The sequence below is a fragment of the uncultured Brachybacterium sp. genome (assembly GCF_947500705.1).
Classification (GTDB): Bacteria; Actinomycetota; Actinomycetes; order Actinomycetales; family Dermabacteraceae; genus Brachybacterium.
The window spans coordinates 108,288-124,645 of record NZ_CANMSY010000008.1; the positions used below are offsets into that span (position 1 = coordinate 108,288).

Below are 16,358 nucleotides of genomic sequence, written 5' to 3' on the forward strand. Positions count from 1 at the left end.
TCTCAGTACCCCGAGCCGATGCCGCCCTCGAGGATCGTCCTCGAGGAGGACAGCCCCAGCCGGCTGGCGCCGGCGGCGACCATCGCCTCGGCGGCCTCGCGGGTGCGGATCCCGCCAGAGGCCTTGACGCCCAGCCGATCGCCGACGGTGCTGCGCATGAGCTGCACGGCGTGCTCGGTGGCACCCCCGGCGGGATGGAAGCCGGTGGAGGTCTTCACGAAGTCGGCGCCGGCGCGCTCGGCGGCCTCGCAGACCGCGACGATCTGCTCGTCGGTGAGGGCGGCGGACTCGATGATCACCTTGAGCACCACCGGTGCCGGAGCAGCCTCGCGCACGGCGCGGATCTCCTGCTCGACGGCAGCGAAGTCGCCCGCCCGGGCGAGTCCGACGTTGATCACCATGTCGACCTCGTCGGCGCCCTTCGCCGCGGAGTCGGCGGCCTCGGCGGCCTTGATGGAGGGGGCGTGCTGCCCCGAGGGGAATCCGCACACGGTGGCGACCTTGACCGTGGTCTCGAGCGGGAGCATCGAGGGAGAGACGCAGAGGGAGTAGGTGCCCAGCTCCTCCGCCTCGCGCAGCAGCGCGGCGACGTCAGCGGCAGTGGCCTCGGGCTTGAGCAGGGTGTGGTCGATGAGACCGGCGAGGGTCGAGCTGTCGATGTTGGTCATGCGCTGATCTTGGCAGAACACCCCTGCCCACCGCATCCGCGACAGCGACGATCCGGTCACGATGGGCCCTGCTCGAGGAGATCCTTGCTCGGGGAGATCCTTCGCGAGGTCGAACAGGGATCCGACGCGGTGGAACCTGGTCACGATGAGGCACGTCCCATGAGCTGTGCATTCCACGCGGCCTCTAGACTGGCGCGCTGTGACTGCTCCTGGATCTCGTCCCCGCCCGCCCCGGCGCATCGTCCTGCTCGCCGGCCCCTCGGGCAGCGGGAAGGGTGAGCTCTCGCGTCGCTCCGGGCTGCCGGTGCTCGCGCTGGACGAGTTCTACCACGACCTCGATGAGCCTGGTCTGCCGCGCCGCTACGGCATCGTGGACTGGGACGATCCGGCGTCGTGGAACGGCGGGGCTGCGCTCGAGGCGCTCACTGCCCTCGCCCACGAAGGCAGCACCGAGGTGCCCGTCTACTCGATCGCCGCCTCGCGCCGCCTGGACACCCGCCGGCTCGATGCCGGGGATGCACCGCTGCTCATCGCGGAGGGCATCTTCGCCGCACAGCTCATCGAGCCGCTGTCGGCGGCAGGGCTGCTGGCCGATGCGCTGGTGCTGCAGCGGCCCACCCCGGTGGTGTTCATGCTGCGCCTGGCACGAGACCTGCGGGAGCGGCGCAAGCCTCCGCACACGCTGCTGCGGCGCGGCTGGTCGCTGGCCCGTGAGCAGCGCACCGATATCGCGCGCTGGAAAGCTGCGGGAATGCGCCCCGAAGGGCTCCACCGCGGCACCCGCTGGCTCCGCCGCCTCACCGCCAGCGCCGAGGCGGAGCAGCATCTGCACGCCAGCGACCCGCGCACCGAGATCCTGCGGATCACCTCGGTCTGCTTCCTGCGCGAGGGCACGGAGGGCCTGGAGGTGCTCGCGGTGCGCAAACGAGGCACCGGCTCGTACATGCAGGTCGGCGGCAAGCTCGAGGGAGGCGAGTCCGCACTCCAGGCTGCGGTGCGGGAGGTCGATGAAGAGCTGGGCGTGCAGCTCGCAATGACCGATCTGACGCTCCTGGGCGACTTCGAAGCAGCCGCAGCCAACGAGCCGAACACGATGGTGCACTCCACCGTCTGGACCACCCGTGCGCCCCTCCCGGAGCCGCTCGCGGTGCGCGCCGAGCTCGCCGATCACCGCTGGGTGGACATCGAGAAGCCGGGGACCGGGGCACGCCTGGCCCCGCTGATGGTCCAGCACATCCTGCCAGCTCTGCGCATGCTCTATGGTGCGCGCCGCGGCTGAGCCCGCGACAGCGGCAGCGGGAGCAGCCACGGCCGTCCACGCTGATCACGCTGATCACGCTGATCACGCTGATCACGCTGGCCACAGCGGCCCCGGCCCCGGCCCCGGCCCCGGAAGAGTGTCGGCGCCGATGCTCCCTGGAAGCACCGGCGCCGGTCAGACATCGCGGCGATCGCTCAGGCGATGCGGTCCTTCACGATCTTCCGCGCCGGGACAGCCGTCCCGGGGGCGGCGAGGGTCCAGGATCCGGTGATCGACTCGATCGCGCGCGGCATCCGCTCGGCGGTATCGGTGTGCAGACGGGCCAGGACATCCCCTGCCCTCACCGCATCACCGATATGCGCCTCGATCTCGACCCCGGCCGCGGCCTGCACCGCCTCGCCCGGACGGGAACGACCCGCGCCGAGCCGCCACGCGGCGACGCCCACGCCCATCGCATCGAGCCCGGTGACCACGCCGTCCTCGGTGGCGCGAAACTCCTCGACGTGCTTCGCGACAGGCAGCGGCGCATCGACGTCGCCGCCCTGGGCGGAGATCATCGCGCGCCAGGAGTCCATGGCGCGGCCATCGGCGAGCGCGGCCTCGACGTCGGGATCGCGCACCCCGGCGGCCTCGAGCATCTCGCGGGCGAGGGCGCAGGTCAGCTCGACCACATCGGCGGGTCCTCCGCCGGCGAGCACCTCGAGGGACTCGCGCACCTCGAGACCGTTGCCGGCGGTGCGACCCAGCGGCGCGGACATGTCCGTCAGCAGGGCGACCGTGCGCACGCCCGCGTCGGTGCCGAGCTCGACCATGGTGCGGGCGAGCTCGCGGGCGTCGGCCTCGTCCTTCATGAAGGCACCGGCGCCGGTCTTCACGTCGAGGGTGAGCGCCGCCGTGCCCTCGGCGATCTTCTTGGACATGATCGAGGAGGCGATCAGCGGGATCGCCTCGACGGTACCGGTGACATCACGCAGGGCGTAGAGCTTCTTGTCCGCCGGGGCGAGGCCGGAGCCGGCCGCGCAGATCACGGCGCCCACCTCCTCGAGCTGGCGCATCATCTGCTCGTTGCTGAGGTCCGCGCGCCAGCCCGGGATCGCCTCGAGCTTGTCGAGGGTGCCGCCGGTGTGGCCGAGCCCGCGCCCGGACAGCTGCGGCACCGCGACCCCGTAGGAGGCGACCAGGGGTGCCAGCGGCAGGGTGATCTTGTCCCCCACCCCGCCGGTGGAGTGCTTATCGGTGGTGGGCTTCGACAGCGCAGCAAAATCCATCCGCTCGCCGCTGGCGATCATCGCGTGCGTCCAGCGGGCGATCTCGGCACGCTCCATGCCGCGCAGGAAGATCGCCATCGCGAGCGCCGCCATCTGCTCCTCGGCGACCACTCCGCGGGTGTACGCGTCGACCACCCAGTCGATCTGGCCGTCCTCGAGGCGACCGCCGTCGCGCTTGGTGTGGATCACGTCGACGACGTCGAAGGGTTCGACGGCGAGAGATGCTGGGGCGTCGTTCATGCGGTGCTCCTCGGGTTGGGTCGGTGCGCCCTCTGTCCCGCCGCGCTGTGGTCGGGGCCGGGCGTCCTGGGTCGGATCAGGGCTGGAGATCAGCGGGCCCGAAAGCCTGAGGCAGCACGGCGTCCATCCCGCGCGTTCCCTCAGGCGTGAGGATCACGAGGTCGGGTGCCGCGTGCTCCGAGAGCAGCTGCCGGCACCGGCCGCAGGGCATGACCACGCCGCGCTCCTCGCGGCGGAGCTGCTCGTCGCCGCCGACGCAGACGAAACGGCGCAGCCGTCCCCCGCCTCCGGCGATCAGCTCGCTGATCATCCCGCACTCCGCGCACAGGGTGACGCCGTAGCCGGCGTTCTCGACGTTGCAGCCACGCACCAGGCGGCCGTCCTCGGTGAGGCCGGCCGCCCCCACTCGGAAGTGGGAGTACGGGGTGTAGGCGCGCTCGGCGATCTCCCGAGCCACGGCGAGCAGGTCGTCGAACTCGGTGTCGTGGGGAGTGGCGTTGTCGTCACCGGGGATCCCGCGCTCGGCGGGCTCGCTGCTGCTCATGCTGCCGATGCTCTCACTGCTTGATGTACGGCTGGCCGTCGGCCGCTGGCACCCGCACTCTGCCCACGACACCTGCCACGGCGAACAGCGCGACGATGTACGGGAGCATCAGCAGGAAGTCGCCGGGGATGGAGACTCCGCCTTCGGCGGCGGACATCGTGCCCAGACGCAGCTGGAGCGAGTCCGCGAAGGCAAAGGTGAGCGCCGCGAGGAGCGCGCCGACCGGATGGTAGCGGCCCAGGATCATCGCGGCGAGCGCGATGTAGCCCTTGCCGGCGGACATCTCCTCGCCGAAGGCGACTCCGGTGCCGATGGTGAGGGTCGCCCCGCCGAGGCCCGCGACCGCGGAGCCCAGCAGCACGTTCTTCCAGCGGGTGAGGTTCACGGCGATGCCGACGGTGTCGGCGGCTTTCGGATGCTCGCCGACGGCGCGCACGCGCAGCCCCCAGCGGGTGCGGAACAGCGCGACGGTCAGTCCCGCGACGATGATCCACATCAGGTAGACGAGGATGTTCTGCTCGAACAGCGCGGCGCCGACCAGCGGGATGTCTGCCAGCACCGGGATCCGCAGCGTGGGCAGTCGCATCGGAGCGTTGAACAGCCCGGGGTTGTCGCTCATCACGGACCCGAAGAAGAACGAGGTGAGCCCGATCGCGAGCACGTTCAGCACCACACCGACGATGATCTGCTGGACGTGATAGCCGACCGCGAACATGGCCAGCAGCGCGCCCATGAACATGGCGACGATCGGTGCGGCCACCAGGCCGATCCAGACGCTGCCGGTGATCGAGCCGACCAGGGTGGCACCGAAGGCGCCGAACAGCAGCTGCCCCTCGATCGCGATGTTGATGACGCCCGAGCGCTCTGAGAGCACCCCGGACAGGGCGCCGAAGGCCAGCGGGACGGCCAGCACGATGGTGCCTTGCAGCAGGGTGGTCACATCCAGCGTGCGCTGGGAGATCACCCAGGTCATGAACGCCAGGATCCAGGCCACCGCGAACACGGCGATCAGCGTGAGGCGCGCGCGGGCCGACGGCCGGGCGCTGCGGGCATGGAGCACCCAGAGCGCGGCCGAGGCGAGCAGCGCGATCACCGACAGCGCGATAGCGCCGCCCATCGACGAGACGACGATGCGCTCGGGGATGAGGCCGAAGGGGTTCAGATCGCTCTCATGGACCACGACGTACGCGGAATCCACACCCGGGATCCCGCGCAGGCCGAAGACGACCAGAGCGAGCAGGCCCATCACGGTGGTGGTGGCTGGAAGGTGCCACCAGCTCGTGGGGCGGACGTCGGTGAATGCCTTCTCCACCGGCGAGTCGTCGGCGACGACGTGAGGTGCAGTGCTCATCGCTCCTCCTCCTGCGCATCGGTGCGGTCCTCGGACGAGTCCGCTGCGGGGGTCGGTCCTTCCAGGGAGGAAGGATCGGTGTCGTCGGTCGCGTGGGGATCTGGTGGTCCGCCGCTGGTCGCGGTGCCCGCAGCTCCGGGGGCGCCGGAGGTGACAGCGACCTTCTCGGCACCGGTCCTGGGACGGCGGGCACCCCGCACGCGAGCGGCGGCGCCGGGATGGTCGATGCGGCGCAGGCCGATCAGCGTCCGCACCAGCGGCGGGGCGGCGATGAACAGCACCACGAGCACCTGGATCACCTGCACCAGGTCCAGCGGGACGCCCTGGTTGGATTCCATGAAGCGCCCACCCGTGGACAGCCCCGCGAAGAGCAGGCCCGCGAGCACGATGCCGACCGGGCCCGAGCGGCCCAGCAGCGCCACGGTGATGGCATCGAAGCCGAGGCTCCCGGCCACACCCTCGGTCAGCCTCTGCTCGGTGCCGAGCACGTGCACAGCACCGGCGAGACCCACCAGGGCCCCGGCGACGGCGAGCACCAGGAAGGAGGTGCGGGCCGGGGAGATCCCGGCGACCTGCGCGGCACGAGGATTGGAGCCCACCGCGCGGAAGTGGAAGCCGATGGTGGAGCGACTCATCAGCCACCACAGCAGCACGGCTGCCCCGGCGGCGAGGAACAGACCTGCGTGGAGGCGGAACCCGGAGCCCAGCAGCAGCGGCAGCACCGCGTTGTCGCCCACGGAGGGCGAGGTGGGCTGGGACTGGTTGACGCCGGTGAACGCTGAGGTCTTGAGCGCGAAGAACAGCAGGTACGTGGCGATCCAGTTCAGCATGATGGTGCTGATGACCTCATTGGCTCCGAAACGGGCCTTGAGGAAACCGGCGATGCCGCCCCACACCCCACCGGCGAGGACACCGGCGATCAGGCAGGCCAGCAGATGCACGACGATCGGAAGCTCGAAGGTGAAGCCCACGTAGCCGGCAGCCATCGCGCCGGCGATCAGCTGGCCGGTGCCGCCGATGTTGAACAGCCCGGCGCGGAAGGAGACGGCCATGCCCGCGGACGCGATGATCAGCGGGGTGGCGACGGTGAGGGTCTCGGTGAGGGGCCGAAACCCCGCGGAGAGAGCAGGGAGCAACACATAGGTGCCAGACCCTCCGGCCTCCCGGACGCTCTCGGCAGCCCGCGTGTAGCCGGGGATGTCGAAGATCGCTCCGCGGAACATCGCGCCATAGGCCTGGGTGACCGACTGCCAGATCGCGGACAGCGCGTCGGTGGGGCGGGCGAAGAAGTAGCTGAGGGTCCCACGGACCTCCTGGTTGGCGATCACGATCAGCACGGAGCCGATCAGGAAGGCGAACACGAAGCTCATCACCACGACCAGCAGGTCGCCACGGGCGATCTTCTGCAGGGTCCTGGCCAGAGCCGTCTCCGCGGACTCGGAGGGTGGCGGCGGGGTGTCGGAGCTTCCCGCCCCGACACCGGGGGCGGAGCCGGACTCGGCGGCCTCGAGCGTGCTCATACGTTCATCTCCTGCCGCTCGTTCCTCGCAGTTCGTCGCCGAACACTGCTCACTGCGTTCATCTCCTGCCGCTCGTTCCTCGCAGTTCGTCGCCGAACACTGCTCACTGCGTTCATCTCCTGCCGCTCGTTCCTCGCAGTTCGTCGCCGAACAATGGTGCTCATACGATCTCTCCTTCGTCGGCGAGCTGGGAGTCAGTGGTACGGGCGCCGGCGGCGACAGCCTCACGGGCGGCCTCGACGCTGTAACCGGCCATCATCAGGCCGAGCACATCGCGATCCTCGTCCCCCGGGACGATCCCCAGGATCTTCCCGCGGTACATCACGGCGATGCGATCCGCGAGCTGCGTGACTTCGTCGAGCTCGGTGGAGACGATCACCACCGGGGTGCCCTTGTCCCGCTCGTCGAGGATGCGGCGGTGGAGGAACTCGATCGAGCCCACGTCCACGCCGCGGGTGGGCTGGGAGGCGATCAGGAGAGCGAGCTTGCGGTGGAGCGCGCGGGCCATGACGACCTTCTGCTGATTGCCGCCGGACAAGGTGGAGACGGCGGACACCGCCGATTCTGTGCGGATGTCGAACTCCGGGATCAGGCGCTCCGCGTTCTCGCGGATGGTCCTGAGCTTCATCGCCAACGCGCTGCCGAAGGGCGCGCGGTCGTGCTGGTCCAGAACCAGGTTCTCGGCGACGGAGAAGTCGGCGACCAGCGCGTCGTGGGTGCGGTCCTCGGGGACGAAGCCGACGCCGGCGTCGAGCACCTGTTTGGTGGTGCGTCCCACCAGTTCCTGTCCTTCGAGCTTCGCCGAACCGTGCACGGTCTCCTGCAGCCCCAGCAGGGCTTCGGTGAGCTCGGTCTGGCCGTTGCCCTGGACGCCTGCGATCGCGAGCACCTCGCCGTGGCGCACCTCGAAGGAGACGCCGTCGAGGGTCCTGGTCCCGGCCGCATCGCTGACCCGCAGGTCGGTGACCTGGAGCGCGATCTCGCCGGGGGTGGCCGCAACCTTGTCCTGCGCGAGGGAGACCTGGCGACCCACCATCAGCGACGCGAGCTCCGCCTGGTCCGCGGACGGGTCGGCCTCGCCGACGACCTTGCCGCGACGGATCACGGTGATGCGATCGGAGACCGCCTTGACCTCGCGGAGCTTATGGGTGATGAACACGATCGAGGTGCCCTCGTCCCGCAGCTGACGCATGATCTCCATCAGCTCGTCGGTCTCGTGCGGGGTGAGCACGGCGGTGGGCTCGTCCAGCACCAGCACCTCGGCACGACGGCTGAGCGCCTTGATGATCTCGACGCGCTGCTGGGCACCGACGGGCAGGTCCTCGACCAGGGCGTCGGGATCGAGATCGAAGCCGAAGCGGGCGGAGATATCCCGCACCAGCTTCCTGGCGGCGGCGAGGTCGAGCAGACCACCCTTGGTCGGCTCGTTGCCCAGCACCATGTTCTCGGCGACGGTGAAGACGGGGACCAGCATGAAGTGCTGATGGACCATCCCGATGCCGGCGTCCATCGCGTCGCCGGGGTCGGAGAAGGTGACCGGGGTGCCGTCGATGACGATCTGCCCGCCATCGGGCCGGTAGAGCCCGTACAGCACGTTCATCAGGGTCGACTTGCCGGCCCCGTTCTCACCCAGCAGGGAATGGATCTCCCCCGGTTCGACGACCAGGTCGATGGCGTCATTGGCCACGAATCCCCCGAAGGTCTTCGTGATCCCGCGCAGTTCGAGTTTCACAGCGCTCGCTTCCGTCGGTGCAGGCCGGGCGCCCCGGCGGTGTTCAGGCAGTGGTGTTCAGACATGGGACGCGGCCCCCGCCGTTTCAGACGGGGACCGCGCTCGGATCAGCCGATGCTCAGACTCCCGCGGGAGCAGCCTCGGACTCGACCTTGACGGTGCCGTCGATGATCTCCTGCTCGAGGGCATCCAGCTCTTCGGTGAGCTCTGCCGGGACGTCCTCCTCGAAATCGTGGAAGGGGGCCAGGCCCACTCCGCCGTTCTCGAGGGTGCCGACGTACGGGGTGGCGTCGAACTCGCCACCGGCAGCACCGGCGATGACATCCTCGACGCCCACGGTCATCTCCTTCATGACGGAGGTGAGGATGACCGACTGCGCCTCGGGATCGGCGGAGTTGGTCTCGTAACCATCCGCGTCCACCCAGATCACCTTGCGGTTCTCGCCTTCCTTGGCAGAGGCGAGCGTACCGGCACCGACGGGACCGGCCACCGGCATCACGATGTCTGCTCCGGCGTTGTAGAACTCGTCGGAGACTGCCTTGCCCTTGGACTGGTCCTCGAAGGTGCCGACGATGGAGCCGGACTGGGTCTCCTTGTTCCAGCCGAGCACCTCGACGTCCTCACCGTGGGTCTCGTTGTAGTGGGCGACGCCGTCGACATAGCCGTCCATGAAGATGGTGACGGTGGGGATGTCCACGCCGCCGTAGGTGGCGACCTTGCCGGTCTCGGTCATGCCCGCGGCCAGGTAGCCGGCCAGGAACGCGGCCTCGGCGGTGTTGAACTCGAGGGGCTTGACGTTCTCCAGCTCGAGCGGAGCGCCGTCGGCGTCCTGAGCGGTGGAGTCGACGATCGCGAAGTCGGTGTCGGGGTTCTCCTGCGCGGCCGCACCGGTGGCCGGCGCCAGCAGGAAGCCGACGGTAATGATGAGATCGCAGCCCTGGGTCACCATGTTGTTGATGTTCGGGGCGAAGTCGGAGACGGTCGTGGACTCCGCGGTCTGCGTCTCGACGCCGAGATCCGCCTTCGCATTCTCGAGGCCCTTGAAGCTGGACTCGTTGAAGGACTTGTCATCCCAGCCGCCGGCGTCGGAGACCATGCAGGCCTTGTAGTCGCTCGAGGCGCCGCCGGCATCGCTGCCGCCGTTGCTCCCTGCGGTCTCCTCCGGGGCGGTGCCGCAGGCGGCGAGGGTCAGGGCGCCGGCGCCGACCAGGGCGAGGGCACGCGTGATGCTCTTCATGAAGGTTCCTTCGGGTCAGATGTGGGGCCGGATCGCCCCGTGGGGTCCGTGGCGACAGCGCTGTCGCAGTGCGATCTGGACCATATCCGCGCGAGGCGCCTGCGGGGGGCCGCTTCGGTTCCAGTCCGTGAACCGTTATGAAATCGACGCGGATGTGACGTATACGCGAACGCGACGTGACCCTGAGAGTCCCTGCCAGGTCGCTCAGGCGGGGAGCAGATCCCGCTGGACACAGGCCGCCGCGAGCACCGAGGCGCCGATCCCGATCGCGCGCTCATCGATCATCAGGTCCCCCATGTGGAGGTCGAAGGTGCGTCCGCCCGGGGTGCGGGTGCCGAGCCGGGCCAGCGCCCCGGGCACCTTCTCGAGGTACCAGGCGAAGTCCTCGCCGCCGAGGGACTGCGCGGTCGGATCGAGGTTCTCCCGGCCGAGCACGCCGCTCACCGCGGCAGCCAGCACCTCGACGCTGGCGGGGCTGTTGGACACCGGCGGCACGCCGCGGTCGTGCGTGACCCAGGCGTCGACGCCCCAGGGGCGCACGAGATCCGCGAGCACCGACTCCAGCAGCTCCTCGGCCCGGTCCCAGGCGTCATGATCCAGGCAGCGCAGGGTTCCCTCGAGGGTGCCGCTGCTGGGGATCGCGTTGAAGGCGGAACCGGCATGGATGCTGCCCCAGGTGAGGTTCACGCCCGAGCGCGGGTCCATCCGGCGGGTCAGCGCGGCCGGCAGCTGGGTGGCGATGGAGCTGAGCGCATAGACCAGGTCCTGGGTGAGATGGGGTCGGGAGGTGTGCCCGCCGGCTCCGCGCACCTGGATCTTCACCGGATCCGTGGCGGAGGTGATCGGGCCGGACTTCAACCCGACGTGCCCGACGTCCACGCCCGGATCGCAGTGCAGGGCGAGGATCGAGTCCACGCCGTCCAGCACGTTCTGGCCGATCAGTTCGAGGGCGCCGCAGGGATGCATCTCCTCAGCGGGCTGGAAGACCAGCCTGACCCCTCGGTGCAGGCCGCCGACCTCCGCCACCCGCACCAGGGCCGTCGCCGCTCCCAGCACCGCGCTCATGTGGACGTCGTGCCCGCAGGCGTGGGACACCCCGTCGACGGAGGAGCGGAAGGCGACGGTGCTCAGCTCGGGGATGCCGAGCGCGTCCATATCGGCGCGCAGGGCCATCAGGCCGAGCGAAGGGTCGTTGCCGGGGATGTCGCAGATGAGGCCGGTCTGCGCCATGCGCTGCGGGGCGAGACCCAGTGCGGCGAGCTGCTCGGCGATGTAGTCGGTGGTCGCGTGCTCCTGATGGGAGAGCTCGGGGTGCCGATGGAGATGGCGCCTGACCTCGCGGAGGTCCGCGGACTTCTCGGCGACCGTCCGGGCGATCAGGCCCTCCGGTCCCAGCATCGACCGCTGCTGCACGGTCCCCAGCAGGACCTGCTGCGACTGCTCCACCTGTGTACTCCCTGCGTCCGTTCGGGATGGCCGTCGGCGGGGCTCGCCGGGGGCCGGTGCCGTTCGCGGTGGCCGTTGCAGGCGGTCGACGTCAGCGCAGGTGGCCCAGTCCCCGCTCGTCAAGGCGGGCGACGAGCGTCGTGAGGTCCTGCGCGTGCGCGTCGGCGAGCACCAGCAGCGCGTCCTCGGTGTCGACGATGCTGATGCCGTCCAGCCCGACCAGGGCGATATGGCGATCCGTGGCACCGTACACCGTGGCCCGTGAGGAGACAGCATCGACGTCGGCGCTTCCCAGCACCCGGACATCACCGCCATCGCCGGCGCCAGGAGGCTCGTCCCCGTCGGCCGCCCGACGGTCCGGGGCACCGATGCCCCGGAAGTCCGCTCCGCTTCCGGCGCGCAGCTGCTGGGCGAGCGCCGCGAAGTCTCCGACGTCGTCCCAGCCGAAGCCGGCGGGCACCACTGCGACCTTCCCTGCTGCGGCGAGCGGCTCGGCCAAGGCATGATCGATGGCGATCGCGGTGAGCCGGGGCCATACCCGTGCGAGCACCTCGTCGTACTGCTCGGTGCCGTGCGCGGCGGCGAGCTCACGCACCCCGTGCGCGAGCGGCGGGATCTGGGCGGCGAGCTCATCGAGCAGCACGGAGGCGCGCACCACGAACATGCCGGCATTCCAGAGGAATCGTCCGGTGCTCAGGAACACCTCAGCACGTTCGCGGTCCGGCTTCTCCACGAAGCGGGCGACGGGAAGCGCCCCGCTCGCTGCGAGCGCCTCGTCGCCCTGCACGGGATCTCCATGCTCGGCGGGCGCCGATGCCGACTGCTCGATGTAGCCGAATCCGGTGGCCGGGAAGGTCGGCTGGATTCCCAGGGTCACCAGGTAGCCGAGTTCTGCCGCCTGCCGGGCGCTGGCCACGGCGCGGGCGAAGGACTCCTGGTCGTCGACCAGATGATCCGCGGCGAAGGAGCCGATGACCGCCTCCGAGTGCTCCCGTTCCACGAGGGCGGCGGCCAGCGCGATGGCGGGCATCGAGTTGCGAGGGGAGGGCTCGGCCAGCACCACGGCCGCCATGCCGAGCTCACCCAGCTGCTCACGCACCGCCGCCTCATGGCTCACCCCGGTGACCACGATCGGGGCCTGGTCCGTCAGCGGCGCCAGTCGCTCCATCGTGCCCTGCAGGAGGGAGCGGCCCTCCCCCGTGAGATCGAGCAGGAACTTGGGCCGGGAGCGGCGTGAGAGCGGCCACAATCGGGTCCCGGCGCCACCGGCGGGGATCACGGGCACAAAAGGAGCCTGGGGCATCGTCCCAGCGTATCGGTCCGACGGTCGAGGTCCATGAGTCCTCCGTCGCCGACGCCACGGACCGCGCCGTGCCGCGCATCAGCGGCCCTGCCTGGTGCTACGCTGGCAATGCCCCTGTCGGGGGCGATGATGATGTCGCCGTGTCGTGAAATGTTCGTCCGCGAGGCGTCCAGGACGCGATGGCCGCCCGAGTTCCGCCCGGCCGCGCCGGGCGCCGTGCTCCATGGCATCTCGTCACCGTTCCCGGCTTCATCCCGACGCTTCTGGAGGATCTCCGTGGCTTCAGCCCAATCCGGGACGCTCTATCGCGGACGCGAGGGCATGTGGTCCTGGGTCGCCCACCGCATCTCAGGAATGCTCATCTTCCTGTTCCTGCTGGTGCACGTCCTGGACACCGCTCTCGTCCGTGTCTCCCCCGAGGCGTACAACGAGGTGATCGGGCACTACAAGACGGTGGTGTTCGGCCTCGGCGAGGTCGGCCTCGTCGGCGCGATCCTCTTCCACGCCCTCAACGGCCTGCGCATCATCCTGGTGGACTTCTGGTCCCAGGGGACCAAGCGCCAGCGCAGCCTGTTCTGGGGTGTGGTGATCGTGTGGGCCATCCTCATGGCCGGCTTCCTCCCCCGCCAACTCATGCACATGTTCGGAGCGTGACCATGAGTGCACAGACCGGAACCTCTATCCCGGATCCCACCACCCGCTACCGCCGCACCGGACAGCGCGGGATCAACGCCGAGATGCTCTCGTGGATGTTCATGCGAGCCTCCGGCGTGCTGCTGGTGATCCTCGTCTTCGGCCACCTCTTCGTGAACCTCTGGCTCGGCCAGGGTGTCAAGGGCATCGACTTCGCCTTCGTGGGCGGCAAGTGGGCCTCCCCCTTCTGGCAGGTCTGGGACCTGCTGATGCTGTGGCTGGGCCTGATCCACGGCGGCAACGGCGTACGCACGATCATCAACGACTACGCCCGCGGTGATCGTCTGCGGATGGTCCTCAAGGGCCTGCTCTACTTCGCCGTGGTCGTCACGATCATCCTGGGCACCCTGGTGATCTTCACCTTCGACCCCTGCCCCGTCGGCGCCGAGCCGAGCCTGCTGCCCTCCTTCTGCGAGGGCTGACGCCCCTGGGGCGGTCGATCCCATCGACCGCCCCTTTCCTTCTTCCCGGTCGACCCGAAACGGAGCAGTCACCAGACATGCAGACCCATAACTACGACGTGGTGATCGTCGGCGCCGGCGGTGCCGGCATGCGCGCGGCCCTGGAGTCCTCGAAGAACTCCCGCACCGCAGTCGTCACCAAGCTCTATCCCACTCGCTCCCACACCGGCGCGGCCCAGGGCGGCATGTGCGCCGCCCTCGCCAACGTCGAGGACGACAACTGGGAATGGCACACCTACGACACCGTCAAGGGCGGTGACTACCTGGTCGACCAGGACGCCGCCGAGATCATGGCCAAAGAGGCCATCGACGCGGTGCTCGACCTGGAGAAGATGGGGCTGCCCTTCAACCGCACCCCCGAGGGCAAGATCGACCAGCGCCGCTTCGGCGGGCACACCCGCGACCACGGCGAGGCCCCGGTGCGCCGCTCCTGCTATGCCGCGGACCGCACCGGCCACATGATCCTGCAGACGCTCTACCAGAACTGCGTCAAGCAGCAGGTCGAGTTCTTCAACGAGTACTACGTGCTCGATGTGCTCATGACCGGCGACCCGCGCAGCGACGAGGGCGTGCGCGCCTCCGGCGTGGTCACCTACGAGCTGGCCACCGGCGAGCTGCACATCTTCCGCGCGAAGTCCGTCATCTTCGCCTCCGGCGGCTTCGGCAAGATCTTCAAGACCACCTCGAACGCCCACACCCTCACCGGTGACGGGCCCGCGATGGCATTCCGCCGCGGCATCCCGCTGGAGGACATGGAGTTCTTCCAGTTCCATCCGACGGGCCTCGCCGGGCTGGGCATCCTGCTCTCCGAGGCGGCCCGCGGCGAGGGCGGCATCCTGCGCAACAGCGAGATGGAGCGCTTCATGGAGCGCTACGCCCCCACGCTCAAGGACCTCGCTCCCCGTGACGTCGTGGCGCGAGCGATGGCGAACGAGGTGCGAGAGGGCCGCGGCGCCGGCCCGAAGAAGGACTACGTCTTCCTGGACCTCACCCACCTCGAGCCCTCGCACATCGATGCGAAGCTCCCGGACATCACCGAGTTCGCGCGCACCTACCTCGGGGTCGAGCCGTACACGGATCCGATCCCGGTGTTCCCCACTGCGCACTACGGCATGGGTGGCATCCCCACCAACGTCCGGGGTGAGGTGCTCCGCAATGCGACCGACGTGATCCCCGGGCTGTACGCCGCCGGGGAGACCGCGTGCGTCTCCGTGCACGGCGGCAACCGCCTGGGCACCAACTCCCTCCTGGACATCAACGTCTTCGGTCGCCGCGCCGGCATCGCCGCAGCGGAGCACGCCGCGACCGTGGACCTGCCCGAGCTGCCGGAGGGCCTCGAGCTGCCCACCGTCGAGCTGCTCGAGCGGCTGCGCGACCGTCCCGCGACCGAGGATCGCATCGCCGACATCCGCAGCGCACTGCAGGAGACGATGGACGCGAACGTCCAGGTGTTCCGCACCGACGAGACCTGCCGCCAGGCCCTCGCCGACATCAAGGGACTCAAGAAGCGCTACGAGACCGTCGCCATCCAGGACAAGGGGCGGCGCTACAACCTCGACCTGATGGAAGCCGTGGAGCTGGGCTTCCTGCTGGACCTCGCAGAGATCGTGGCGCTCGGCGCGCTCGAGCGCAAGGAGTCCCGCGGCGGCCACTTCCGTGAGGACTTCGAGAAGCGCGACGACGTCAACTTCCTCCAGCACACCATGGCCTATCGAACCCTCCCCGACGAGGAGGGCCTCGAGGGCACCTCGATCCGCCTGGGCACCAAGCCCGTCGTGATCACCCGTTACGAGCCGAAGGAGCGTACGTTCTGATGACTGCCGTCGCTGAGAAGCCCGAGGTCGACGCGTCCGCGGGCGAGGTCCCCTCGTTCCAGGTCACCCTCCGCATCGCTCGCTTCAACCCCGAGGATGACAAGGGCACCCACTGGGAGGACTTCACCGTCACCATGCACGGCACCGACCGGGTGCTGGATGCGATGCATGAGATCAAGTGGCACCTCGATGGGTCGCTCACCTTCCGCCGCTCCTGCGCGCACGGGATCTGCGGCTCGGACGCGATGCGGATCAACGGCCGCAACCGTCTGGCCTGCAAGACCCTGCTCAAGGATCTCGACATCAACAAGCCCATCACCGTCGAGCCCATCAAGGGGCTCCCGGTGGAGAAGGACCTGATCGTCGACATGGAGCCGTTCTTCGACTCCTACAAGGAGGTCATGCCGTTCCTGGTCGCCAAGGGCCAGGAGCCCAGCCGCGAACGGCTGCAGACCGCCGAGCAGCGCGAGCGCTTCGACGACACCACCAAGTGCATCCTCTGCGCCGCCTGCACCTCCTCGTGCCCAGTGTTCTGGACCGACGGGCAGTACTTCGGCCCCGCCGCGATCGTCAACGCGCACCGCTTCATCTTCGACTCGCGCGACGATGCCGGTGATCAGCGGCTGGAGATCCTGAATTCCAAGGAAGGCGTGTGGCGCTGCCGCACCACCTTCAACTGCACCGAGGCATGCCCCCGCGGCATCCAGGTCACCAAGGCGATCGCCGAGGTCAAGCAGGCTGTGATCCGCGGCCGCGTCTGACCGCCCCGCCCCGCGCGGGCCGACACACCCCGCGCCGCCCACGCGGGCGATCCGGCTCC

Annotated in this window: 14 protein-coding genes; 5 read left to right on the top strand and 9 right to left on the bottom strand. The window is 69.5% G+C overall.

Going from position 1 to position 16,358, the window contains the following annotated elements:
- Positions 1-2 precede the first annotated feature (2 nt).
- Positions 3-668: a deoxyribose-phosphate aldolase gene (gene deoC / locus Q0937_RS13820; protein WP_299304659.1), complete on the bottom strand. Its 666-nt coding sequence runs from the start codon at positions 666-668 to the stop codon at positions 3-5.
- 199 nt (positions 669-867) lie between these two features.
- Here deoC and Q0937_RS13825 point away from each other — a divergent pair, with 199 nt between their 5' ends.
- Complete coding sequence (locus tag Q0937_RS13825; RefSeq protein ID WP_299304660.1) at positions 868-1,947, top strand: NUDIX domain-containing protein; 1,080 nt, start codon at positions 868-870, stop codon at positions 1,945-1,947.
- Positions 1,948-2,123: 176 nt separating this feature from the next.
- On the opposite strand, the gene Q0937_RS13830 is transcribed toward Q0937_RS13825, so the two are convergent.
- From Q0937_RS13830 to Q0937_RS13865, 8 genes are all read right to left on the bottom strand, one after another.
- Positions 2,124-3,437 (bottom strand): thymidine phosphorylase, encoded by a 1,314-nt coding sequence (locus Q0937_RS13830; protein ID WP_299304662.1) that lies wholly within the window; start codon positions 3,435-3,437, stop codon positions 2,124-2,126.
- A gap of 76 nt (positions 3,438-3,513) precedes the next feature.
- Positions 3,514-3,981, bottom strand: coding sequence for a cytidine deaminase (locus Q0937_RS13835; RefSeq protein WP_299304664.1), 468 nt, complete (start codon positions 3,979-3,981; stop codon positions 3,514-3,516).
- A gap of 13 nt (positions 3,982-3,994) precedes the next feature.
- Complete coding sequence (locus Q0937_RS13840; protein ID WP_299304666.1) at positions 3,995-5,332, bottom strand: ABC transporter permease; 1,338 nt, start codon at positions 5,330-5,332, stop codon at positions 3,995-3,997.
- Positions 5,329-6,852: an ABC transporter permease gene (locus Q0937_RS13845; protein ID WP_299304667.1), complete on the bottom strand. Its 1,524-nt coding sequence runs from the start codon at positions 6,850-6,852 to the stop codon at positions 5,329-5,331. Before Q0937_RS13845 ends, Q0937_RS13840 begins: the two co-directional genes overlap by 4 nt.
- Before the next feature lie 160 nt (positions 6,853-7,012).
- Positions 7,013-8,584: an ABC transporter ATP-binding protein gene (locus tag Q0937_RS13850; protein WP_299304669.1), complete on the bottom strand. Its 1,572-nt coding sequence runs from the start codon at positions 8,582-8,584 to the stop codon at positions 7,013-7,015.
- Positions 8,585-8,702: 118 nt separating this feature from the next.
- On the bottom strand, positions 8,703-9,821 hold the full coding sequence (locus Q0937_RS13855) for a BMP family protein (RefSeq protein WP_299304670.1): 1,119 nt from the start codon (positions 9,819-9,821) through the stop codon (positions 8,703-8,705).
- 204 nt (positions 9,822-10,025) lie between these two features.
- Positions 10,026-11,267 (bottom strand): M20 family metallopeptidase, encoded by a 1,242-nt coding sequence (locus tag Q0937_RS13860; protein WP_299304672.1) that lies wholly within the window; start codon positions 11,265-11,267, stop codon positions 10,026-10,028.
- Positions 11,268-11,358: 91 nt separating this feature from the next.
- Positions 11,359-12,570 (bottom strand): mannose-1-phosphate guanylyltransferase, encoded by a 1,212-nt coding sequence (locus Q0937_RS13865; RefSeq protein WP_299304674.1) that lies wholly within the window; start codon positions 12,568-12,570, stop codon positions 11,359-11,361.
- 276 nt (positions 12,571-12,846) lie between these two features.
- Here Q0937_RS13865 and sdhC point away from each other — a divergent pair, with 276 nt between their 5' ends.
- The 4 genes from sdhC to Q0937_RS13885 all read left to right on the top strand — a co-directional run bounded on the left by sdhC (position 12,847) and on the right by Q0937_RS13885 (position 16,299).
- A complete protein-coding gene (sdhC, locus tag Q0937_RS13870; protein WP_299304676.1) occupies positions 12,847-13,224 on the top strand; it encodes a succinate dehydrogenase, cytochrome b556 subunit in 378 nt (125 codons plus the stop codon).
- 2 nt (positions 13,225-13,226) lie between these two features.
- The gene (gene sdhD, locus Q0937_RS13875; protein ID WP_299304678.1) at positions 13,227-13,685 is read left to right on the top strand and encodes a succinate dehydrogenase, hydrophobic membrane anchor protein; all 459 of its coding nucleotides are present in this window, start codon (positions 13,227-13,229) and stop codon (positions 13,683-13,685) included.
- 77 nt (positions 13,686-13,762) lie between these two features.
- Entirely contained in the window at positions 13,763-15,538 is a 1,776-nt protein-coding gene (gene sdhA, locus Q0937_RS13880; protein ID WP_299304680.1) for a succinate dehydrogenase flavoprotein subunit, read from the top strand.
- Positions 15,538-16,299: a succinate dehydrogenase iron-sulfur subunit gene (locus Q0937_RS13885; RefSeq protein WP_299304682.1), complete on the top strand. Its 762-nt coding sequence runs from the start codon at positions 15,538-15,540 to the stop codon at positions 16,297-16,299. The genes sdhA and Q0937_RS13885 overlap by 1 nt, the downstream gene beginning before the upstream one ends.
- Positions 16,300-16,358 lie beyond the last annotated feature (59 nt).